Raw genomic sequence first — 20,268 nt, 5'->3', positions numbered from 1 at the left:
TCCTCTTATAAATATCCAAAATGAGATACATCTTCTTCTGCACTCTTCCACTCAAAAGGCGTTTCTTGGTAAACTGCATAATTTACCCAGTTACTGAAAAAGAGAGCTGCTGAGGAACTCCAACGCATACAAGGAAGTTCATGGATGTCATCATTTTTGAAATAATTTTCTGGTATATGGGGATCTAAACCAGCATCTAGATCTCTAAAATATTCCTTTGCGAGCGTATCGCGATCATACTCTAAATGCCCAAAGCTATAGACTTCTCTCAAATCTCGACTCGCAAGGATAGAGACTCCTACCTCTTCTCCTGATGCTAAAATCTCTAGATTTGTTTTGTTTAGAATATCTTCTTTGTGGACTTCTGTATGGCGAGAATGAGGGGATACATATAAATCATCAAAACCTCTCAGCAAAAGATGACCTTCTTTTAAAACATCTTGAGAATAAATCCCAGAAAGCTTCTGGTCCATCTGGTATTTATCTACGCCATAGCGATAGTATAGACCCGCTTGTGCTCCCCAGCAAATATACAGGGTTGAAAAGACATGAGTCTTAGACCAATCGATAACCTTAGTAAATTCCTCCCAATAGTCCACTTCTTCAAAAGGGAGATGTTCAACTGGAGCACCTGTAATAATCAAGCCATCAAAATACTGGTCTTGAACTTCTGAGAAGGTCTTATAAAAAGTCTTCATATGCTCAGAACGAGTTGTTTTCGACTGATGACTTTCCATATATAAAAATTCAATATCTAACTGCAAAGGAGTATTGGCTAAATGGCGTAAAAGCTGAGTTTCTGTAACCATTTTCAGTGGCATCAAGTTTAAAATCAGAATTTTCAGTGGTCGAATATCCTGATGAGCCGCCCTCTGGTCATCCATGACGAAAATATTTTCCGTTCGTAAAATCTCAACTGCTGGTAATTTTTTATCAATTCGAATCGGCATAGAAATCTCCTTACTGTATCATATTGGACTCAAGTAACCTGACTGTCATCGAATGGAATAATCCAGCTGATGACATTGCTTCCCTTTATTATACTGTAAGAAGACATAGTTTTCAATTATAGTTTTTCTCTAACTAGATATAGCCTTTTTTTATATCCGATGAAGAGAAAACAGCCCTAGGGACTGTTTTTCATTAATAATGCATCAAAACTTTATAATCGTAATCTCCGATTGCCTCACGGCCTTTTAGTTCATCAAGCTCGATTAAGAAGGCACAACCAGCTACGACACCGCCTAATTTCTCAATCATTTCGATGGTTGCTTTAACAGTACCACCTGTTGCCAAAAGGTCATCTACGATGAGAACACGTTGACCTGGTTTGATAGCATCAGCGTGCATAGTCAAAGTATCAACACCATATTCTTTTTCGTAGTCAGCTGAAATAACTTCGCGTGGTAGTTTTCCAGGTTTACGCACAGGAGCAAAACCAATTCCCAACTCAAAAGCAACTGGACATCCAACGATAAATCCACGCGCTTCTGGTCCTACGATCATATCGATCTTTTTGTCAGTAGCATATTGAACAATTTCACGAACAGCATAGCTGTAGGCATTGCCGTTGGCCATCAAAGGGCTGATATCACGGAATGTAATTCCTTCTTGTGGATAATTTTCAATACTTGCAATGTAATCTTTTAAGTTCATAGCATTTCTTTCTTTTTAAGTTTTTACTCCCTATTATACCATAATTCTTAAAAAAGAGAAATAGAAAGAAACCCTGGAAACTGAGTCCAAGGCTTCTGATCAAATCTGTAACTATTGCTCGTTTAATGAACTCTTGCCTTTTTTTTGCTTTTAGAGTTTTGATTGCGTTGACGATTTTGTTGGATGCGCCACTCTCGCTCAAAGTAGGACATGGTTTCAAATACTCTTCGCGGTAAACCGACATCCAGCAAGTAGATTGGGATTTTCAAAAAATTTGCTTGCTTTGCAGTCGAAAATCTACTTCGTAGACGATTCCATAAAGAGTTGGTTTTCAAAAGATCTTTATCATTAAAATGAACTTCAATAGTATAAAAATCCCTTGAACTTCTACCACCCTTGATTCTCATTAGAGAAAATGTTTCTACCTGCCCCCAGGAATAAAACTGCCAATCTTTTTTAGGATGTGGCTTATAGGAAAAACCTTGGGCCGTACATTTCAAATACTCTTTATCTGAAAAAAGAAGTCGCAAACGTTCATACAAAATCCATCCAACAATGATGATTAAGAATAAGACAAAGAGTCTTAATGCCACCAATCCCACAGGTGCCTCCTTGGGATAGGTCATCATAAAAGATAGGATCCAAAGAAGAAAAGCTAACTCAAGGAAGCAGAGAACAATAGTCCAAATGATTTTCTTACTGCTCCATTTGATAATTTTTTCTTCCATTACGCCAAATCACTTAAATATTCATAGCGTTCATATTTTTCAAGCAAGGCTTCATTCTTCTCATCTAACTCTTTTTGAAGAGTAGCTAGCTTCCCAAAGTCCGAGCCATTAGCCTGCATTTCCTCTTCAATGACAGAGATACGGTTTTCCAAGGCTTCGATGTCACCTTCAATACTTGCCCACTCTTGCTTTTCTTGGTAGGTCATGCGTTTCTTTTCTTCACGAACTTTGACGACTTTTTCCTTCTCAGCCTTTTGAACTTGATTTGTCGCTTCTGCTTCGAAGGCTTTTTCATCTAGGTAGTCGGTATAATGCCCAAAGAAAGGACGAATGCTACCATTCTCAAAAGCAAGAATCTTAGTCGCAACTTTATCAAGGAAATAGCGGTCGTGACTAACTGTTAAGACTGGACCTGCAAAACCTTGTAAGAAATTTTCTAGAACAGTTAAGGTTGCAATGTCTAGGTCATTAGTTGGCTCATCCAAGAGGAGCACATTGGGTTTTTCGAGGAGTAGTTTAAGGAGGTAAAGTCGTTTTTTCTCACCACCAGACAACTTCTCAATCAAAGTACCGTGTGTTGAACGCGGGAAGAGAAATTGTTCTAGTAACTCAGCGATAGAGGTCGTAGAGCCACCGCTAGTTTTAACCTCTTCTGCCACTTCCTGCAGATAATTGATAACCCGCTTACTCTCATCCAAGCCTTCGATTTGTTGAGAGAAATAGGCGATGCGAACCGTTTCGCCGATGATAACTTGTCCATCAGTTGGTTCAAGACTTCCTGCAATTAGGTTAAGAAGGGTTGACTTCCCAACACCATTGTCACCAACGATTCCGATACGGTCTTTGGCTTGAACCAAAAGGTTAAAATGTTGCAGAATCTGTTTGTCGTCATAGGCAAAGGAAACATCCTTAAACTCGATGACCTTTTTACCGATACGGCTAGTTTCAAAATTCATGCTTAAGTCTGTCTCAACACTATTATCTGAAACTTCCTTCTTCAAGTCATGGAAACGATTAATACGCGCCTGTTGCTTGGTTGCACGAGCTTGTGGTTGTCTTCTCATCCAGGCTAATTCCTGTTTATAGAGTTGTTCCTTTTTGTGAAGAAGAGCTGCGTCGCGCTCATCCTGTTCAGCCTTGAGACGAACATAGTCTTGGTAATTTCCTTGATATTCGGTCAAACCAGCTCGGTCTAACTCAAAGATTCGCGTTGAGAGCGCATCTAGGAAGTAACGGTCGTGGGTGATAAATAACACTGTTTTCTTGGAATTTTTCAAGAAGAGGGTTAGCCACTCAATGGTGGCAATATCCAAGTGGTTGGTAGGCTCATCAAGAAGCAGAAGATCATGGTTGCCCAGAAGGACTTGCGCCAACTGAACCCGTCTTCGCAAACCACCTGATAGGGCTCCAACGGGAGTTGATAAATCCTGAATACCCAACTTGCTGAGAACGGTCTTGACCTGACTCTCAATTTCCCAAGCTTGGAGGGAATCCATCTCTGACATAACCCTTTCCAAACGTGCCTGCTTATCCTCACTGTAGTTGAGCATGAGCAATTCATACTCACGGATCAACTGGATTTCTTTCAAATCACTCGATAGAACAGTATCCAAGACAGTCTTGTTATCATCAAAATCTGGGTCCTGAGTCAAATAGCCAATCTTGTAATCATTTTTTGCCGAAAAAGGGCTCACATCACCATCAAAACCAGAAACTCCTGAAAGTACATCTAAAAGGGTTGTTTTCCCAGTTCCATTGACGCCGATAAGACCGATTCTGTCCAAGTCATGAATGATAAAGGAAATATCCTTAAAGACAGTCTTGTCTCCAACGGATTTACTTAGTTTTTCAACAATAAAATCACTCATTTTTTCTCCCTCAAGTAGGCATGAATAGCTTCCAAGTTATTTTCCAAATCTCCATCCACAATAGCATACTCAATCTCTGCTAAAATTTCTCCCATTTCTGGTCCTGGTTGATAGCCATATTCTTTGATCAAAATCCCACCATTGATTTGAATTTCTTTCTTATCATGGATAGTTAGGCTGTGATAAGTCTCTGTGATGGCCTGTGGATTGACTTCTTTTCCTTGAGCCTGACGAAGATTTTCAGCCTGTAAAAGTAAATCTAGATCAAAGCGGTAACAATCGCGCTTGCTTAGTTCTCCTTCTTCACGAAGTTCTAAGATCGTAAGTAAATCTTGAACTTGCTTGGCAAATTGACGCGAAGTTTTCCAATGTTTCAAAAATTGTTGAGCATCTTCCACTTCTAGACCCCATAAAAGTGCTGCCCAGGCTTGCTCAGAAGATTCAAAGGTAAAATCAGCCTCTAAGTCAAACAAAGATTGGAGTTTGTCCTGACTACCAGCCATATCTGGAAGATAATCATAAGCTTTACTTGTAATCATAGAAGACAGACCTACTCGCCAATGAGGAGCTAGTAGAAGTTTATCAAATTCAACAAAAGTACGTTCCACAGAAATTTTCTCTAAGAGTGGCGTTAAGGTCTTCATCGCTTCAAAGGTTTCTTGCTCGAGTTCAAAACCAAGACTGGCTTGGAAACGAAATCCGCGCATAATTCGTAGGGCATCTTCGTTGAAACGCTCACTAGCTACACCAACTGCTCGTAAAACTTGATTTTCTAGATCTTGTAAACCATCAAATAAATCAACGATTTCCCCTTCTTCATCCAAGGCAAAGGCATTGACTGTGAAATCTCGGCGCTTGAGGTCCTCTTCTAACGAACGAACAAAAGAAACTGAACTTGGTCTACGGTAGTCTACATAGACATCTTCTGTTCGAAAAGTGGTCACTTCGTACTCTTCATCTCCGTCTAAAACCAAGACAGTTCCGTGCTCAATCCCGATATCAGCTGTACGAGGGAAAATCTGCTTGGTTTCTTCTGGATAGGATGATGTCGCGATATCCACATCATGGATAGGACGATTGAGTAGAGCATCCCTAACAGAGCCTCCAACAAAATAGGCTTCAAAGCCTGCTTCTTTAATTTTTTCTAATACTGGTAAAGCCTTCTGAAATTCAGAAGGCATTTGTGTTAATCTCATAATAAGTGTTCTAATCCATAGACAAGCTCATGACGCTTGACAACTTCTTTGATTCCCAAATTCACCCCTGTCATGAAGGAGCTACGATCATAGGAGTCATGACGTAGAGTCAATCCTTCTCCCTGATTTCCAAATATAACTTCCTGATGAGCTACCAAACCTGGCAAACGGACTGAGTGGATTCGCATACCATCAAAGTTAGCTCCACGTGCCCCTGAAATGAGTTCTTCCTCATCACTAGCACCTTGTTGGATAGACTCACGAACTTCTGTCATCAATTCCGCTGTTTTGATAGCTGTTCCGCTCGGAGCATCTTTTTTCTTGTCATGGTGAAGCTCAATAATCTCTACATTTGGGAAGTATTTTGCAGCTTGTGCCGCAAATTGCATGAGCAAGACAGCACCCAAAGCAAAGTTAGGAGCAATCAAGCCACCCAAGTTTTTAGAACGAGAAAATTCTTTTAGTTCTTCAATCTCTTGACTAGTGAAACCTGTTGTTCCAACTACTGGAGCAAAGCCATTTTCAAGCGCAAAACGGGTATTCTCATATGCAACTGCTGGTGTTGTAAAGTCAACCCATACATCTGCCTCAAAGCCTACTAAGGCAGCCTTATCATTAAAAATCGGAACTCCCTGCCATTGGGTCTCAGACTCGAAAGGATCTACAACTGCTACTAGTTCTAACTCAGAATCTGACAAAACCATCTGACAAGCAGCTTGGCCCATCTTTCCCTTAAAACCAGCAATAATTACTCGAATACTCATCTCAATCTCTACTCCTGTTTAAGATACAAAGGACGTTAGCTGCCCATGAAAAATAGGGAATGGCGCTGACTCTCCACGAAAGGCAAGACAGGCATCTTTTTTCAAGAGGCAGGTAGTCCGTGTTCAATTTCTAAGATACAAAGCCTGTAAGAACAAAAGGTGAAAATAGGAGGTCTAAGCAAGGAGTATCTACTCCTTGGAAGAACTATCTTTTTCACACAGGGTTTCAGGCGTGTTGAATTTCAAGATACAAAGGACCTTAGTTACCCCTAAAAAATAGTCTAGATTATGGGTGTATAGCCTAAAGCAATACTTCCTTCTCCCAAGTGAGTCCCAATAACACTACCGAAGGTTGCAATTGAAACATCTGTAGCCACTCCACCATCGATCAAAAGTTGACGTAAATCTGCTGCTTTTTGAGGAGCATTCCCGTGAATGACAGTAATCTGGTAATTCCCAATAGCTGTTGCTTCTTTAACAATTTCAACCAAGCGTTTGGTAGCCTTTTTCTCTGTACGAACCTTTTCATATACTTCTATCACACCTTGGTCATTGAAGTATAGGATTGGCTTGATACTAAGGAGATTCCCCAAAATGGCCGCACCATTTGAAAGACGCCCCCCCTTAACTAGATGGTCAAGATCATCCACCATAATAAAGGCTGAGGTATTTTCAATCTGTTCAGTTACTTTATCTAAGATAGACTCGAAACCATCTCCCTGTTCTGCCCATTTAAAGACACTCTCAGCCATATAGCCTAAAGGAGCACTTGTAATTCGAGTATCTGGAAAAGCAATGGTCAAACCTTCAAACTCATCCTTCATGTATTGGATATTTTGGTAAAATCCTGAAATTCCAGAAGATAGGAAAAGGCCTAAGGCATGTGTATAGCCTTTATCTTTTAATGATGATAAAATTTCATCTAACTTGGCAATACTTGGTTGGCTCGTTTTTGGCAATTCGCTTGCTGAAGCCATTTTTTCATAAAATTCTTGAGCGGTTAGATTTACACCTTCAACATACTCCTGTCCATCGATATTCACAGGAATGTCTAGCACAAATAAATCTTCTTTCCGCAAGATTTCCGCTTGTAGAAAAGCAGACGAGTCTGTTATGACCGCTAATTTCATTTCTTAAAACTCCAAATTAATTCCCGGTAAATCAAGGGCAATTTCTGTTACTTCGTAAGTCAAACGATTAAGCATATCCAAACATGGGCGAGCTAGTGTCTCAACTTCTTCTTGGTTGAAATCACTTGGTTGGTCGACAATACGACCTTCAACATGATTGACTTGAGAAATCGTTCCACTAATGACAAATCTATCAAAGACAATCATAAAGCTCAAAACAACTACCAAAGAAGTAACTTGATTATCTTGATCATGCTGAAGCAACTGGAAGTTTACATCAACCTTAGTTTCAGGTGCTCCATTTTCATTTTCCCATTCAAAGTTACGCGCATCAAAGTGATACTGGCTGACAAATTCTTGTTCACGTTTTAAATTCATTTTCATCTCCATTTGTACAATTACAATATAGTTGCCATTGTACCATATTTTTTTATTTTCTGCTAGATTTACTAAATACCAATCTCAGTTTTAACAACTTGGGCAATAGTATCTACATAGTAGTCAACTTCCTCAGTGGTTGGGGCTTCAGCCATGACACGCAAGAGTGGCTCCGTTCCGCTTGGACGAACGAGGATGCGGCCATTCCCTGCCATTTCTTCTTCCATCTTCTCGATAATGGCTTTGATAGCAGGAACTTCCATTGCCTTTTCTTTCATGGCATTTTCCACACGAATATTGACTAATTTTTGTGGGTAAATAGTCACTTCTGCTGCTAATTCTGATAAACTCTTACCTGTTTCTTGCATGATCTTCGTCAATTGCACAGCTGATAGTTGCCCATCACCAGTTGTATTGTAGTCCATCAAGATAACGTGACCAGACTGCTCACCTCCAAGGTTATAGCCAGACTTTCTCATTTCTTCAACTACATAGCGGTCTCCAACAGCAGTGACTGCTTTATTAATACCTTCACGGTCCAAGGCCTTATGGAAACCAAGGTTAGACATAACGGTTGTTACGATCGTATTTTGAGCCAATTGACCTTTTTCAGAAAGGTATTTCCCGATGATGTACATAATCTTGTCACCATCAACGATTTCTCCATTTTCATCAACAGCAATCAAACGGTCGCTATCCCCATCAAAGGCCAAACCGATAGCTGACCCGCTTTCTTTTACAAGTTCTTGCAAGGCTTCTGGATGAGTTGAACCAACGTTCAAGTTGATGTTAAGGCCATCTGGTGTTTCACCAATAACTGTTAATTGAGCACCTAGGTCCGCAAAAATTTGACGAGCACTTGTTGCAGCTGCTCCGTTAGCAGTGTCCAAGGCAACCTTCATCCCTTCAAGAGGAGTTCCAGTTGAAACCAGGTAGGCTTCATACTTACGCAATCCTTCTGGATAGTCAACAACCGTACCTAAGCCCTCTGCACTTGGACGTGGGAGAGTATCTTCACTGGCATCTAGCAAGGCTTCGATTTCTGCTTCTTTGTCATCGTCTAGTTTAAAGCCATCACCACCAAAGAATTTAATTCCGTTATCAAGGGCTGGGTTGTGACTAGCTGAAATCATGACACCTGCGCTCGCACCCTCTGTTTTTACTAAGTATGCTACTGCTGGTGTTGCAAGAACACCAAGTTTATAAACATGAATTCCCACTGAAAGAAGTCCAGCAATCAAGGCAGATTCAAGCATTTGACCTGAAATACGAGTGTCTCGTCCTACAAAAACTTTTGGCGCTTCGGTCGTATGTTGGCTGAGGACATAACCTCCAAAACGACCTAGTTTGAAGGCCAATTCTGGCGTTAATTCTACGTTTGCTTCTCCACGGACTCCGTCCGTTCCAAAATATTTACCCATTTTTTATCCTTTTCTATTGTGTTTTATTAGTCTTTTTTTGAATAGTCTGGCTTGGTTTCAGAACCAGTTGAAGACGAACTGTCCGAAGATGAGCTTGTCGTTGATGAGCTAGAACTACTTGCTGATCTAGCTTGTTTCGTTGTTATCTTCATGGTTGTTTCATACGGTGTAATCACCGTTGGTAAAACTGTTCCATTCTTATCAATAGCTTGTAAGGGAACTGAACCCGTATAATTTCCAGTAATTTTTTCACTCGTTGGTAAGACAGCTACAATCTTATCAATCTTAGATAAGGTATCGACATCACTTGTAACTGAAACGCGTTCATCTGAAACAGTCACACTGTCAATGAGAATCCGTTCATCAACCTTACCAGAGTCAATCTGTGGAGTGACTGGTAAATTATCCCGTGTTGCCTTCTTCCCAATTTTAACGGTGATTTTCTGCGGTGTTGCTAGGGCTGTTAAACCGCTCGGAAGATTCTCAATGGTCAAGGGTACTTCAACCGTTCCTTCTGTCGCCTGTGTTAAATCTGCAGTAACCTTAAATTTACGAGTGCTTTCTTGCATCTCACTAGCCAAGGTCACTCGATTGGATCCAGTTAAAAATACCGTTACTTCTGAACTAAAACCGCTAATAAAATACTGCTCACTATCGTACTGAATATCAATCGGTACATTTACGACCGTATTGGTATAGGTTTCTGTTCGAGCCGATCTTGCATTATTATTATTTTGGTAATTAATAGAGGTAGCGTAGATAAATAAAACGCAAGCAAAGAGGAGTGAGGAGATGATATATAAACTATTTTTTTTCATTCTTCCAGCCTCCTAATATACGCTCTGTTAAGCTTGGCTCTTGTGAATTTTCCGGAATCAGTATACAACGTAGTTCTTCCTCAAATTCTTCCATCGTTAAATCATGCTTAAAGACACCATTATAGGTAATGGAAATGCCTCCAGTTTCTTCTGACACAACAAATGTTAAGGCGTCTGATACTTCAGATAAACCAATAGCTGCACGGTGTCGTGTTCCAAACTCCTTAGAAATATCAGTGCTCTCAGTAAGTGGAAGATAAGCAGATGTTACAGCTATACGATCGCCTTTTATAATGACTGCACCATCATGTAAAGGTGTGTTTGGAATAAAGATATTGATTAAGAGTTCTGCAGAAATCTTAGCATCTAAAGGAATTCCCGTGGAAATATATTCCTGTAAGGTTCTGACACGCTGAACTGATACAAGTGCTCCAATTTTCCGCGGGCTCATATATTCAACTGCCTTAACAAAGGCCTGAATCATCTGTTCTTCTGAACTCATTGGCGTACTTGAAAAGAAATCAGTCGCACGTCCCAAGCGCTCTAAACCTGTCCGAATTTCTGGAGAGAAAATAACTACCGCTGCGATAACACCGTAAGTAATCAATTGATTGATCAACCAGGAAATAGTTGTCAAGCCTAGGGTATTTGCTGCTATCTGAGCTAAGATAAAAACTAAAACACCTCGAACCAGGATCATAATCTTGGTTCCTGCAATTGATTTTGTAAATTGGTATAAGATATAGGCAACGATAAGAATATCAATCACATTTATCAGAATACTCCAAGGACTGGAAAATAAACTAGACCAGTATTGAAGATTAGATAATTGTTGAAAATTCATTCTAGGCCTCCTCTCCATAAAAAAGCTACTCTTCATTATATCATTTTATATGAAAATTTTCTTCCCCCTACTTCATTTTAAATTGATAGAAAATATGATAGAATAAAATGATAAAAATGAAATAAGGAGAAACCATGTCCGAACTATATGATATCACCATTGTAGGAGGTGGACCTGTCGGTCTTTTCGCAGCCTTTTATGCTCACCTTCGTCAAGCCAAAGTACAAATCGTCGATTCTCTTCCTCAACTAGGTGGTCAACCTGCTATCCTATATCCTGAAAAACAAATTCTCGATGTCCCAGGTTTCCCAAATCTTACTGGCGAAGAATTGACTAGTCGCTTGTTAGAACAATTAGACGGGTTTGAGACACCTGTTCACCTCAATGAAACTGTCCTAGATATAGTAAAAAACGAGGACTATTTTACTATTACTACCAATAAAGGAAGTCACCTGACTAAAACGGTCATTATCTCTATGGGTGGTGGTGCCTTTAAACCTCGTCCACTAGAATTAGAAGGCGTGGAAGGCTATGACAATATCCACTACCACGTTTCTAATATTCAACAATATGCTGGTCAGAAGGTAACTATCCTGGGTGGTGGCGACTCAGCCGTTGACTGGGCACTAGCTTTTGAAAAGATTGCTCCAACTACACTTGTGCATCGTCGCGATAACTTCCGTGCTCTTGAGCATAGCGTCCAAGCCTTGCAAGAGTCTTCTGTGACTATCAAAACACCATTTGTGCCAAGTCAGCTTCTTGGAGATGGAAAAACTTTAGACAAGCTTGAAATCACAAAAGTTAAATCCGAGGAGACAGAAAGCATTGAATTGGACCACCTCTTTGTCAACTATGGCTTCAAATCTTCTGTAGGTAATCTTAAAAAATGGGGACTTGATCTTAACCGTCACAAGATTATCGTCAATAGCAAGCAGGAGTCAAGCCAAGCTGGAATTTACGCTATCGGTGACTGCTGCTACTACGAAGGTAAGATTGACTTGATTGCGACAGGTCTAGGTGAAGCACCAACTGCTGTTAATAATGCCATCAACTATATCGACCCCGAACAAAAAGTACAACCAAAACACTCTACAAGTCTATAAGAAAAGAACCACGAATCACACGATTCGTGGTTTTTACAGTTCCTCTGCGATTTTGTTAATCTTTCTCAGTCGATGATTGACACCACTTTTGGTGAGTGGATTTGTCAGACTATCTGCCAGCTTCTGGATAGAATAGTCTGGATGCTGAATACGCAGACGGGCAACTTCCTGCAAATCTACTGGAAGATTATCCAAGCCAATTCTATCTTTGATTTTACTGATATTGTTAATGGTTTTCATACTCGCTGAAACCGTACGAGCAATATTAGCCGTCTCTGCATTATTAGCACGATTGAGGTCATTACGGGTTTCACGTAAGATTTTGATGCCTTCGAAAGTATCACGCGCCTGCATGGCTCCAATAACTATGAGAAAGTCCATGATATCCTCAGCACGCTGAAGATAGGTCACTGCACCTTTTTTTCGTTCAATCACCTTGGCATCCAACAAGAAATGCTGAAGAAGCGCCGCAATCCCTTGGGCATGGTCCAGATAGACTGAGCTGATCTCAAGCTGGTATTTACCAGAGTCTGGATCCCGAATACTTCCGTTTGCCAAAAAGGCTCCACAGAGATAGGCACGACCTGCTTCCTCATCTGCTAGAATTTCAGGCGCAATACCAGTCTCTAGTCCAAAGAAGGAGTCTGCCAAGTGCAAATCACTGAGTAGTTCTTGGACTCGCTCATCCGTAAAAACAGTATAGACTCGATTTTTACGAAGATTACTTCTCTGATGGTGACGAATTTCTGATTTAATCTCATAGAAGTGCAAAAAAGATTCATAGAGATGACGGGCTAACTTGGCATTTTCTGTAATGACGGACAAGGTCAATCCAGAAGTCGATAAACCAATACTACCAGACATCTTAATAATGGCAGATAGTTCGTGGCGACTCAGATGGTGCTGACCCAAAATTTCTTCTTTTACTGCAACTGTGAAGCTCATTTTCTCACCTGTATAATGCGCATGAGCTCATCTACAATGAGATCGCCATCATGGAAGGCTCCGCCATTTTCCAAACGTAGGAAGTTGGATGAAATGACACGTGGGACTTGCTTACGTAAGCCTTCAAAATCATGCTCAACCTGTACTAAATACTCATCAAAACGGTTGGTATCCATATAGTCCCTCGGAACCTTTTCGATATTAACAAGGACAGTATCGATAAATGGACGGCCCAAATGACGATGCAAGACTTCTACGTGATCACTATCTGTGAAATGCTCGGTCTCTCCACGCTGGGTCATGATGTTGCAGACATAGGCAATTTCAGCCTTGGTTTCCAGAAGGGCCTGACCAATTTCTTCAATAACAATATTAGGCAAAATCGAAGTAAAGAGTGAACCTGGTCCCAAGACAATCATATCACTTTCGAGAATAGTGTTAACCACCCGGCGGCTAGCTTCAGGTTTCTCATCATCAAGCGTATTAGTGACGTAAACATGATCAATCATGCCTGGATGATCAGCAATGTGACTCTCGCCAGCTACCTCTGTCCCATCTTTAAAGACAGCATGGAGGGTCAAGGGATGGTCGCTAGATGGATAAATCTTGCCTGTTGTATGGAAAAATTTACTTAGTAATTGCATGGCATTATAGGTTGAGCCCTGCATTTCAGATAATCCAGCTATGAGAATATTCCCAAGGGGATGACCAGCAAAGGCACCTGCATCCTCAGAAAAACGATATTGAAAGACTTTCTCATAGAATTTTGGCATATCCGACATGGCAACGAGGACATTACGCAAATCACCTGGTGGTGTTAACTGTTGAATGTTTTTACGAAGTTCACCTGAAGAACCACCATCATCCGCAACAGTTACTATGGCTGCGATCTCGACATCCTTTTCCCTTAAACTTTTTAAGATAACGGGGATTCCAGTTCCCCCACCAATCACCGTAATTTTGGGTTTTCTCATGAACGGTTTACCGTTTCCTTTCTTCGATCTTTATCACGATGACTTTCATTTACTGGCCAATTTTTAGACAAATCATTTGCTAAACGCTTGGCAAAAGCCACACTTCGGTGTTGACCACCCGTACAACCAATCGCAATGGTTAAAACTGATTTGCCTTCTTTTTTATAGCCTGGTAGGATTGGTTCAACCAAGGCTGATAAATGGCGGTAAAAGTCTTCGGATTCCTCATGTTTCATGACATAGTCGTAAACAGCTTGGTCCTCACCTGTCTGATTGCGAAGTTCTGGTAGATAGTAGGGATTTGGGAGGAAACGGACATCAAAAACTAAGTCGGCATCAATGGGAATTCCATATTTGAAACCAAAGGACATAACTTCAATACGAAATGACTGCGTTTGTTCTTGGTCTGAAAATTGCTCAGCAATCGTTTTACGAAGTCCACGAGGTGTCAATTCAGTTGTATCTACTACATTTTGACTCATGTTTTTTAAGGGAGCCAAGAGCTCGCGTTCCAGCTTGATACCGTCCAAAATACGACCATCTGCTGCAAGAGGGTGACTTCTTCTAGTTTCCTTATAGCGTGCCACCAATTCCTTATCCGCTGCATCCAAAAAGAGGATTTTGAAGTCCAAATCATCTTGATTTTCCAATTCATCCAAGACAGCCTGAATCTCTGAAAAGAAGGAACGGCTACGCATATCCACTACCAAAGCTAATTTGTGGTCATCATCCTTAGTCTCAACCAACTGCAAAAACTTTGGCAATAGAGCTGGTGGCATATTATCAATGGTAAAATAGCCTAAATCTTCGAAGGATTGAATGGCTACAGTTTTCCCTGCACCACTCATCCCTGTTACAATCACCAGGTGAAGTTGTTTCTTTGTCATCTTTGTCTCCTTATATCAAAAGAAGTTTGGAAGAACCAAACTTCAACTCGCTTATCCAATCTCTGCGATGACTTCAATTTCGACTTTTACATCGCGAGGAAGACGAGCTACTTCTACAGCTGAACGAGCTGGAAATTCCTTATTAAAGGCTGTTTGGTACACCTCATTGAAAGGAACAAAGTCGTTCATATCACTCAAGAAACAAGTTGTTTTGACAACATGTTCAAAATCTGTTCCCGCTTCTACCAAAATAGCTCCAATATTTTTCAAGACTTGTTCAGTCTGTTCTTGAATCGTTTCTCCTACGATTTCTCCAGTTTCAGGAGATAAAGGAACTTGACCGCTAGCAAACAAAAGGTTGCCAACGATTTTCCCTTGAACGTAAGGTCCGATTGCCTTTGGAGCTTTATCTGTATGAATTGTTTTTGCCATTTGTATTCCTCATAATTTTTCTAAAATAGCATCCCAAGCTTGATCCATTCCTGCTTTTGTTACGGATGAAAAGAGGATAAAATCATCGCTTGGATCAAAATTTAATTTCTTTTTAATAGCTGATTCGTGCTTGTTCCATTTACCACGCGGAATCTTGTCTGCCTTGGTCGCCACAATGATGACAGGAATCTCATAATATTTAAGAAATTCGTACATCTGCACATCATCTGCTGTCGGGTCATGACGAAGGTCAACGAGACTAACAACTACCCGAAGATTTTCTCGAGTAGTCAAGTACTCCTCAATCATACGACCCCATTTTTCGCGTTCCTTCTTGGAAACACGGGCATAACCATAGCCAGGCACATCCACAAAACGCATCTTGTCATCAATATTAAAGAAATTGAGTAGTTGTGTTTTTCCTGGTTTCCCAGAAGTACGAGCTAGATTCTTACGATTGAGCATGGTGTTGATAAAGCTTGATTTTCCAACATTAGAGCGACCTGCGAGCGCAATTTCTGGAAGTTCATCTTCTGGATAGTGGGACTTGTTAGCCGCACTCAGCAAAATCTCAGCATTGTGTGTATTGATTTCCATAGTCACCTCTAGGCTGTCTCTAGGATTGGCTTAGCCGTTCCGTCAACCGCTTCTTTTGTGATACGAACTGTTTTCACATTTTCTTGACTTGGAACTTCAAACATAACGTCTAGCATGGTTTCTTCGATGATGGAGCGAAGACCACGCGCACCAGTTTTGCGTTCGATAGCTTTGTTAGCAATTTCCTGGAGGGCTTCGTCGTCAAATTCTAACTCAACATCATCATAAGAAAGCAAGGTCTGGTATTGTTTGACCAAGGCATTTCTTGGCTCTTTCAAAATGCGAACCAAGTCATCTACTGTCAACTGCTCCAGAGCTGCAAAGACAGGCAAGCGCCCAATCAACTCAGGAATAATTCCGAATTTCTGAATATCTTCTGCGATGATTTCTTGCATGTAAGAGCTGTTTTCATCAATAGCCTTGTTATTTTGCCCAAAACCAATGACTTTTTCTCCTAAACGCTGTTTGACGATTTCTTCGATGCCATCGAAGGCCCCACCCACAATGAAGAGGATATTCTTGGTATCCACTTGAATCATTTCTTGTTGAGGATGTTTACGTCCTCCTTGAGGTGGTACGCTAGCTACAGTTCCTTCGATAATCTTGAGGAGGGCTTGTTGCACCCCTTCACCAGAAACATCACGTGTGATGGAAACATTTTCGCTCTTCTTAGCAATCTTGTCAATCTCATCCACGTAGATAATTCCACGTTCTGCACGTTCGATGTTAAAATCAGCTGCCTGCAAGAGTTTGAGGAGGATATTTTCCACGTCCTCACCAACATAACCAGCTTCCGTCAATGCCGTTGCATCCGCAATAGCAAATGGTACATTCAAACTTCTAGCAAGGGTTTGAGCAAGGAAAGTCTTCCCTGAACCAGTTGGGCCAATCATCAAAATGTTTGACTTTTGCAAATCAACATCTTCGCTCTCTTCACGAGTGTCATGGAAATTGATGCGTTTGTAGTGGTTATATACAGCCACTGCCAGAGCACGTTTGGCACGATCTTGACCAATTACATAATGGTTCAAGATGTTTAAGAGTTCGATTGGTTTTGGTACCTCAGACAAGTCTGCCAAAACTTCCTCTGCCAACTCCTCACGAATAATTTCTTGAGCCAACTCCACACATTCATTACAGATAAAGGCATTGTTCCCAGCAATTATTTTTTTGACTTCTTCTTGGCTTTTGCCACAAAATGAGCAATAAACCATCATATCATTTTTCCTATTTGTAGGCATGATTCCCTTCCGTTCTAACTATTCATTCTCTCTAAAATAAGGTCATATAAAAAGCATGAATGCTATTTACCAAGTTTGTAAAGGCATTGAGCCAAAGTAGAGTAGCAAGTCCAAAGCGCTTTTTACGAAAAGCGTGTGTCCCAGCTACAAGACAGACAGCACACAAAAGAGCTGTAAAAAATCCAAAAATACTACGCTCCATTAGGCTTCCTTTCTCTTTCTATATTCGATGGTAAAATCAAAAGCATTTTTCTCATCTTTGCTATACGATTTGCTTTCAACTGTCTCAAAGGAATTCAAATCAAAATCCTCTGGAAAATAAGTATCCCCCTCGACTTGAGCATGAATTTGCGTCACAATAATCTCATCTAAGTAAGGTTCAAAAAGCTGAAAAATTTGCTTGCCACCAAGGATATAGAGATTTTTACCCTGATGATGGTACCAGTCTAAAACATCTTCAACATTTTGGAAAACTAGAGCTCCTTCAATTGACTCTTCGGGATTGCGCGTCAAAATTAAAGTCTCACGTCCTGGAAGTAATCGTCGTCCCATTCCATCAAAGGTTACACGCCCCATCAAAATGGCATGATTCAAGGTTGTTTCTTTAAAATGTTTTAACTCTGCTGGCAAATGCCAAGGTAAACGATCCTCTTTCCCGATTACACCCTTTTCATCTTGAGCCCAGATGGCTACGATTTTCTTTGTCATGCTTTCATCCTTTTCATTGATAGTTCTATTTTATCAAAAATCTTCAAAAAAGACTGTTTTGGAATGCCCTCCTGAATAGAAAAAATCCGTAGAAAACTTCTACGGATTTTTAGAAAAATACAGTATCTTACAAACCAGGTGCTTGTCCTAATTCTGCCGCAAGCATCCAGACTGTTTTTTCAAGGTCAGCTTTAGCACCAACGAAGATATCATTGGTTACATCATCACCTTCTTCATCTGTTACATCCAATGCTTTTTGGAAAAGAGTGATAAGGTAACGATAAATTTCAAGGACACGTTCCAAACTTTCTTCTACGTTACGGAACTCTCCAGCTCCTTCTTCGATTTCACTGTGTTGAAGGAATTCTGTCAAAGTAGAGTAAGGTTTGCCACCAAGAGTGATCAAGCGTTCGCTGATTTCATCAAGGTAACCATCAAGGCTATCCATGTATTCATCCATCTTAGGATGCCATACCATAAAACCACGTCCACGCATGTACCAGTGAACTTGATGAAGAGCGATATGTGCTACATACAAGTCTGCTACTGCTTGATTCAAAACTTCCTTTGTATTTACTAGCGCTTCTGCCGCTGGTTTAGTTAATGTTGCTACATCTTTTACTGCTTCTTTTTTCAATTCTACCATCTTTCTCACCTCATTATTATTTTTTGTAACCATATTTATTGATTACTACCTTAGTATACTACTCCAAGTAGACAAAAGCAAGGAAATTAACTCATATTAAAAAAGTTGTAATTGACTGATAATTTAAGAAAATGAGTGGCTATTTATCCTAGCTATTTTCTCTGTTTTTACTAGAAAATTGACTTTGATAAAGATCGTAATAGAAACCTTTCGCAGCCAAAAGACTTTCATGATTTCCCTGTTCAATTATCTGCCCATCTTTCAGCACCAAAATCTTATCAGCTTCCTGAATTGTCGAAAGACGGTGAGCAATGACAAAGCCTGTTCTTCCCTTCATCAAACGCTTCATAGCTTTTTGAATCAAAAGCTCTAAGCGCGTATCGACTGATGAGGTCGCTTCGTCCAAAATTAAGATTTTAGGATCTGCCAAGAGAGCACGCGCGATAGTTAACAACTGTTTTTGCCCAAGAGAAATATTACTTGACTCTTGGTTCATTTCCATGTTATAGCCACCAGGAAGGGTGCGGATAAAGTGGTCAACATTGGCCGCCTTAGCAGCCTCGACGATTTCTTCATCTGTTGCATCCAGATTTCCAAAGCGAAGATTTTCCTTGATACTGCCTTCATAGAGCCAGGCATCCTGTAGGACCATCCCAAACTGTCGACGATAGTCCTGACGAGACAGGTCACGAATATCTTGGTCATCCACTAAAATGGCTCCAGCTGTCACATCGTAAAAACGCATGAGAAGGTTAATCAAGGTTGTTTTCCCTGCTCCAGTAGGTCCAACGATAGCTACCATCTCTCCAGGTTCAACATCTAAGTTAAAATTGCGAATCAATGGTTTGTTTTCCACATATTGGAAATCGACATTTTTGAAGCTAACCTGACCTGTCAATGGTGCCAGTTCTTTTACTTCAGCAGTTTGAACTTCTTCCTGTTCATCTAAAACTTCGAAGACACGATCAAGCGAAGACTTAGCACTTTGCATTTGCCCAGCTAACTGAGTGATATTTTGGATCGGTTGGCTGACTTGCCACACATACTGAACGAAAGCTTGCATATTACCAATCGTCAAGCGCCCTGCAATAACCTGCAATCCACCTAATACTGCAACAATCAGGTAGGTTAAATCAGATACGATGTGAAGGGCAGGCATCATCAATCCTGAAATAAAGCTCGCCTTAAATCCGACTTGTTGCAATTCATCCGTAATCTTTTCAAATCTCTCTTGAGAGTTTTCTTCACGTCCGAAAAGTTTTAAAACATTAAAACCTGTCAAGTTTTCTTGCACAAATCCATTCATTCGTCCCAATATAGCTGCCTGCTGTTTAAAGTACGGCTGTGAACGATTCAGAATCGTTTTAGCACCAAAATAAGTCACTGGAATCGACAAGATAACAATGATAGCCAACTGAAGATTTAGATAGAGGACCATTCCCATAACAAAAATAATGGTAAAGACTGCGTTGACAATCTGCAAGAAAGATTGTTGGAGTGCATTAGATACGGTCTCTACATCACTAGTAAAACGTCCCAGCAAATCCCCAAACTGGTGCTTATCAAAGTAGGACACAGGGATGCGGTTGATTTTTTCGCTCATTTCATTTCGCAAATCCTGTATCATAGACTGGACAGCATTGGTCATAAAATAGTTTGAGTAGTAAGACCCCAACTCGTAAAGAAGCCCACGCAAGAGATAGATTACTAGAATTACTGCGATATAGCTGGTATTGATACCCGCTCCTGCAACACCATTTGCCATATCAAGAAGATTACTGGTTAATTCTGTGATGGCAAGCCCTAATACGAAAGGCTCGATAACACTCATAATAACGCTGACTATCTTCAAAAAGACTGCAAAGAAAACAGAAAAACGGTAGGCTTTTAAATAGCTCCATAGACGAGCTAGACTAGATTGTTGTTTCATCC

General features: G+C 40.5%; 22 protein-coding genes. 1 reads left to right on the top strand and 21 read right to left on the bottom strand.

Annotation, left to right across the window (positions count from 1 at the left end; translation table 11 throughout):
- Positions 1-5 precede the first annotated feature (5 nt).
- The 11 genes from metA to cdaA all read right to left on the bottom strand — a co-directional run bounded on the left by metA (position 6) and on the right by cdaA (position 10,803).
- A complete protein-coding gene (metA, locus tag HMPREF2837_RS08355; RefSeq protein WP_075230842.1) occupies positions 6-950 on the bottom strand; it encodes a homoserine O-acetyltransferase MetA in 945 nt (314 codons plus the stop codon).
- A gap of 193 nt (positions 951-1,143) precedes the next feature.
- A complete protein-coding gene (locus tag HMPREF2837_RS08350; protein ID WP_001049312.1) occupies positions 1,144-1,656 on the bottom strand; it encodes an adenine phosphoribosyltransferase in 513 nt (170 codons plus the stop codon).
- Between the two features lie 122 nt (positions 1,657-1,778).
- The gene (locus HMPREF2837_RS08345; protein WP_000391483.1) at positions 1,779-2,384 is read right to left on the bottom strand and encodes a hypothetical protein; all 606 of its coding nucleotides are present in this window, start codon (positions 2,382-2,384) and stop codon (positions 1,779-1,781) included.
- Positions 2,384-4,252 carry an ABC-F family ATP-binding cassette domain-containing protein gene (locus HMPREF2837_RS08340; RefSeq protein WP_001279094.1) on the bottom strand — a complete coding sequence of 623 codons (1,869 nt, stop codon included), beginning with the start codon at positions 4,250-4,252 and terminating at the stop codon, positions 2,384-2,386. Before HMPREF2837_RS08340 ends, HMPREF2837_RS08345 begins: the two co-directional genes overlap by 1 nt.
- Complete coding sequence (locus HMPREF2837_RS08335; RefSeq protein WP_075230841.1) at positions 4,249-5,448, bottom strand: CCA tRNA nucleotidyltransferase; 1,200 nt, start codon at positions 5,446-5,448, stop codon at positions 4,249-4,251. The genes HMPREF2837_RS08340 and HMPREF2837_RS08335 overlap by 4 nt, the downstream gene beginning before the upstream one ends.
- Positions 5,445-6,212 carry a 4-hydroxy-tetrahydrodipicolinate reductase gene (gene dapB / locus HMPREF2837_RS08330; RefSeq protein WP_049548576.1) on the bottom strand — a complete coding sequence of 256 codons (768 nt, stop codon included), beginning with the start codon at positions 6,210-6,212 and terminating at the stop codon, positions 5,445-5,447. Before dapB ends, HMPREF2837_RS08335 begins: the two co-directional genes overlap by 4 nt.
- Before the next feature lie 281 nt (positions 6,213-6,493).
- Positions 6,494-7,342 carry a DegV family protein gene (locus tag HMPREF2837_RS08325; protein ID WP_049548575.1) on the bottom strand — a complete coding sequence of 283 codons (849 nt, stop codon included), beginning with the start codon at positions 7,340-7,342 and terminating at the stop codon, positions 6,494-6,496.
- Positions 7,343-7,345: 3 nt separating this feature from the next.
- Entirely contained in the window at positions 7,346-7,720 is a 375-nt protein-coding gene (locus HMPREF2837_RS08320; protein ID WP_001050083.1) for a DUF1149 family protein, read from the bottom strand.
- A 71-nt stretch (positions 7,721-7,791) separates the two neighbouring features.
- Entirely contained in the window at positions 7,792-9,141 is a 1,350-nt protein-coding gene (glmM, locus tag HMPREF2837_RS08315; protein ID WP_049548574.1) for a phosphoglucosamine mutase, read from the bottom strand.
- Between the two features lie 26 nt (positions 9,142-9,167).
- Entirely contained in the window at positions 9,168-9,959 is a 792-nt protein-coding gene (locus HMPREF2837_RS08310; RefSeq protein WP_049548573.1) for a CdaR family protein, read from the bottom strand.
- On the bottom strand, positions 9,946-10,803 hold the full coding sequence (gene cdaA, locus HMPREF2837_RS08305; protein WP_049548572.1) for a diadenylate cyclase CdaA: 858 nt from the start codon (positions 10,801-10,803) through the stop codon (positions 9,946-9,948). The genes HMPREF2837_RS08310 and cdaA overlap by 14 nt, the downstream gene beginning before the upstream one ends.
- Positions 10,804-10,937: 134 nt before the next feature.
- On the opposite strand from cdaA, the gene HMPREF2837_RS08300 reads away from it, so the two are divergent.
- A complete protein-coding gene (locus tag HMPREF2837_RS08300; RefSeq protein ID WP_049548571.1) occupies positions 10,938-11,906 on the top strand; it encodes an NAD(P)/FAD-dependent oxidoreductase in 969 nt (322 codons plus the stop codon).
- A gap of 33 nt (positions 11,907-11,939) precedes the next feature.
- Here HMPREF2837_RS08300 and whiA read toward each other — a convergent pair whose 3' ends face one another.
- From whiA to HMPREF2837_RS08255, 10 genes are all read right to left on the bottom strand, one after another.
- Complete coding sequence (gene whiA / locus HMPREF2837_RS08295) at positions 11,940-12,851, bottom strand: DNA-binding protein WhiA (protein WP_049548570.1); 912 nt, start codon at positions 12,849-12,851, stop codon at positions 11,940-11,942.
- On the bottom strand, positions 12,848-13,825 hold the full coding sequence (locus HMPREF2837_RS08290) for a YvcK family protein (RefSeq protein WP_049548569.1): 978 nt from the start codon (positions 13,823-13,825) through the stop codon (positions 12,848-12,850). Before HMPREF2837_RS08290 ends, whiA begins: the two co-directional genes overlap by 4 nt.
- On the bottom strand, positions 13,822-14,712 hold the full coding sequence (rapZ, locus tag HMPREF2837_RS08285) for an RNase adapter RapZ (RefSeq protein WP_049548568.1): 891 nt from the start codon (positions 14,710-14,712) through the stop codon (positions 13,822-13,824). Before rapZ ends, HMPREF2837_RS08290 begins: the two co-directional genes overlap by 4 nt.
- A 51-nt stretch (positions 14,713-14,763) precedes the next feature.
- Complete coding sequence (locus HMPREF2837_RS08280; protein ID WP_075230840.1) at positions 14,764-15,144, bottom strand: RidA family protein; 381 nt, start codon at positions 15,142-15,144, stop codon at positions 14,764-14,766.
- A gap of 9 nt (positions 15,145-15,153) precedes the next feature.
- Positions 15,154-15,741: a ribosome biogenesis GTP-binding protein YihA/YsxC gene (gene yihA, locus HMPREF2837_RS08275; RefSeq protein WP_075230839.1), complete on the bottom strand. Its 588-nt coding sequence runs from the start codon at positions 15,739-15,741 to the stop codon at positions 15,154-15,156.
- 8 nt (positions 15,742-15,749) lie between these two features.
- On the bottom strand, positions 15,750-16,982 hold the full coding sequence (clpX, locus tag HMPREF2837_RS08270) for an ATP-dependent Clp protease ATP-binding subunit ClpX (protein WP_006145154.1): 1,233 nt from the start codon (positions 16,980-16,982) through the stop codon (positions 15,750-15,752).
- A gap of 31 nt (positions 16,983-17,013) precedes the next feature.
- The gene (locus HMPREF2837_RS11245) at positions 17,014-17,184 is read right to left on the bottom strand and encodes a hypothetical protein (protein ID WP_000442255.1); all 171 of its coding nucleotides are present in this window, start codon (positions 17,182-17,184) and stop codon (positions 17,014-17,016) included.
- Positions 17,184-17,690, bottom strand: coding sequence for a dihydrofolate reductase (locus tag HMPREF2837_RS08265; protein WP_075230838.1), 507 nt, complete (start codon positions 17,688-17,690; stop codon positions 17,184-17,186). The genes HMPREF2837_RS11245 and HMPREF2837_RS08265 overlap by 1 nt, the downstream gene beginning before the upstream one ends.
- A gap of 127 nt (positions 17,691-17,817) precedes the next feature.
- Positions 17,818-18,336, bottom strand: a complete 519-nt coding sequence (locus HMPREF2837_RS08260; protein ID WP_075230837.1) for a Dps family protein — start codon at positions 18,334-18,336, stop codon at positions 17,818-17,820.
- Between the two features lie 148 nt (positions 18,337-18,484).
- Positions 18,485-20,266, bottom strand: coding sequence for an ABC transporter ATP-binding protein (locus HMPREF2837_RS08255; RefSeq protein ID WP_075230836.1), 1,782 nt, complete (start codon positions 20,264-20,266; stop codon positions 18,485-18,487).
- Positions 20,267-20,268: the final 2 nt, after the last annotated feature.

Source organism: Streptococcus sp. HMSC071D03, from assembly GCF_001812125.1.
Classification (GTDB): Bacteria; Bacillota; Bacilli; order Lactobacillales; family Streptococcaceae; genus Streptococcus; species Streptococcus pseudopneumoniae_N.
This window is presented reverse-complemented; position numbering and strand designations above follow the sequence as displayed.

Coding starts and splice junctions, on each gene's coding strand:
- HMPREF2837_RS08300 (WP_049548571.1), top strand. CDS start 10,938: ATGTCCGAACTATATGATATCACCATTGTAGGAGGTGGACCTGTCGGT.
- HMPREF2837_RS11245 (WP_000442255.1), bottom strand. CDS start 17,184: ATGGAGCGTAGTATTTTTGGATTTTTTACAGCTCTTTTGTGTGCTGTC.
- HMPREF2837_RS08320 (WP_001050083.1), bottom strand. CDS start 7,720: ATGAATTTAAAACGTGAACAAGAATTTGTCAGCCAGTATCACTTTGAT.
- HMPREF2837_RS08290 (WP_049548569.1), bottom strand. CDS start 13,825: ATGAGAAAACCCAAAATTACGGTGATTGGTGGGGGAACTGGAATCCCC.
- HMPREF2837_RS08350 (WP_001049312.1), bottom strand. CDS start 1,656: ATGAACTTAAAAGATTACATTGCAAGTATTGAAAATTATCCACAAGAA.
- HMPREF2837_RS08260 (WP_075230837.1), bottom strand. CDS start 18,336: ATGGTAGAATTGAAAAAAGAAGCAGTAAAAGATGTAGCAACATTAACT.
- glmM (WP_049548574.1), bottom strand. CDS start 9,141: ATGGGTAAATATTTTGGAACGGACGGAGTCCGTGGAGAAGCAAACGTA.
- metA (WP_075230842.1), bottom strand. CDS start 950: ATGCCGATTCGAATTGATAAAAAATTACCAGCAGTTGAGATTTTACGA.
- dapB (WP_049548576.1), bottom strand. CDS start 6,212: ATGAGTATTCGAGTAATTATTGCTGGTTTTAAGGGAAAGATGGGCCAA.
- HMPREF2837_RS08340 (WP_001279094.1), bottom strand. CDS start 4,252: ATGAGTGATTTTATTGTTGAAAAACTAAGTAAATCCGTTGGAGACAAG.
- HMPREF2837_RS08325 (WP_049548575.1), bottom strand. CDS start 7,342: ATGAAATTAGCGGTCATAACAGACTCGTCTGCTTTTCTACAAGCGGAA.
- HMPREF2837_RS08345 (WP_000391483.1), bottom strand. CDS start 2,384: ATGGAAGAAAAAATTATCAAATGGAGCAGTAAGAAAATCATTTGGACT.
- whiA (WP_049548570.1), bottom strand. CDS start 12,851: ATGAGCTTCACAGTTGCAGTAAAAGAAGAAATTTTGGGTCAGCACCAT.
- clpX (WP_006145154.1), bottom strand. CDS start 16,982: ATGCCTACAAATAGGAAAAATGATATGATGGTTTATTGCTCATTTTGT.
- HMPREF2837_RS08255 (WP_075230836.1), bottom strand. CDS start 20,266: ATGAAACAACAATCTAGTCTAGCTCGTCTATGGAGCTATTTAAAAGCC.
- HMPREF2837_RS08265 (WP_075230838.1), bottom strand. CDS start 17,690: ATGACAAAGAAAATCGTAGCCATCTGGGCTCAAGATGAAAAGGGTGTA.
- yihA (WP_075230839.1), bottom strand. CDS start 15,741: ATGGAAATCAATACACACAATGCTGAGATTTTGCTGAGTGCGGCTAAC.
- cdaA (WP_049548572.1), bottom strand. CDS start 10,803: ATGAATTTTCAACAATTATCTAATCTTCAATACTGGTCTAGTTTATTT.
- rapZ (WP_049548568.1), bottom strand. CDS start 14,712: ATGACAAAGAAACAACTTCACCTGGTGATTGTAACAGGGATGAGTGGT.
- HMPREF2837_RS08280 (WP_075230840.1), bottom strand. CDS start 15,144: ATGGCAAAAACAATTCATACAGATAAAGCTCCAAAGGCAATCGGACCT.
- HMPREF2837_RS08335 (WP_075230841.1), bottom strand. CDS start 5,448: ATGAGATTAACACAAATGCCTTCTGAATTTCAGAAGGCTTTACCAGTA.
- HMPREF2837_RS08310 (WP_049548573.1), bottom strand. CDS start 9,959: ATGAAAAAAAATAGTTTATATATCATCTCCTCACTCCTCTTTGCTTGC.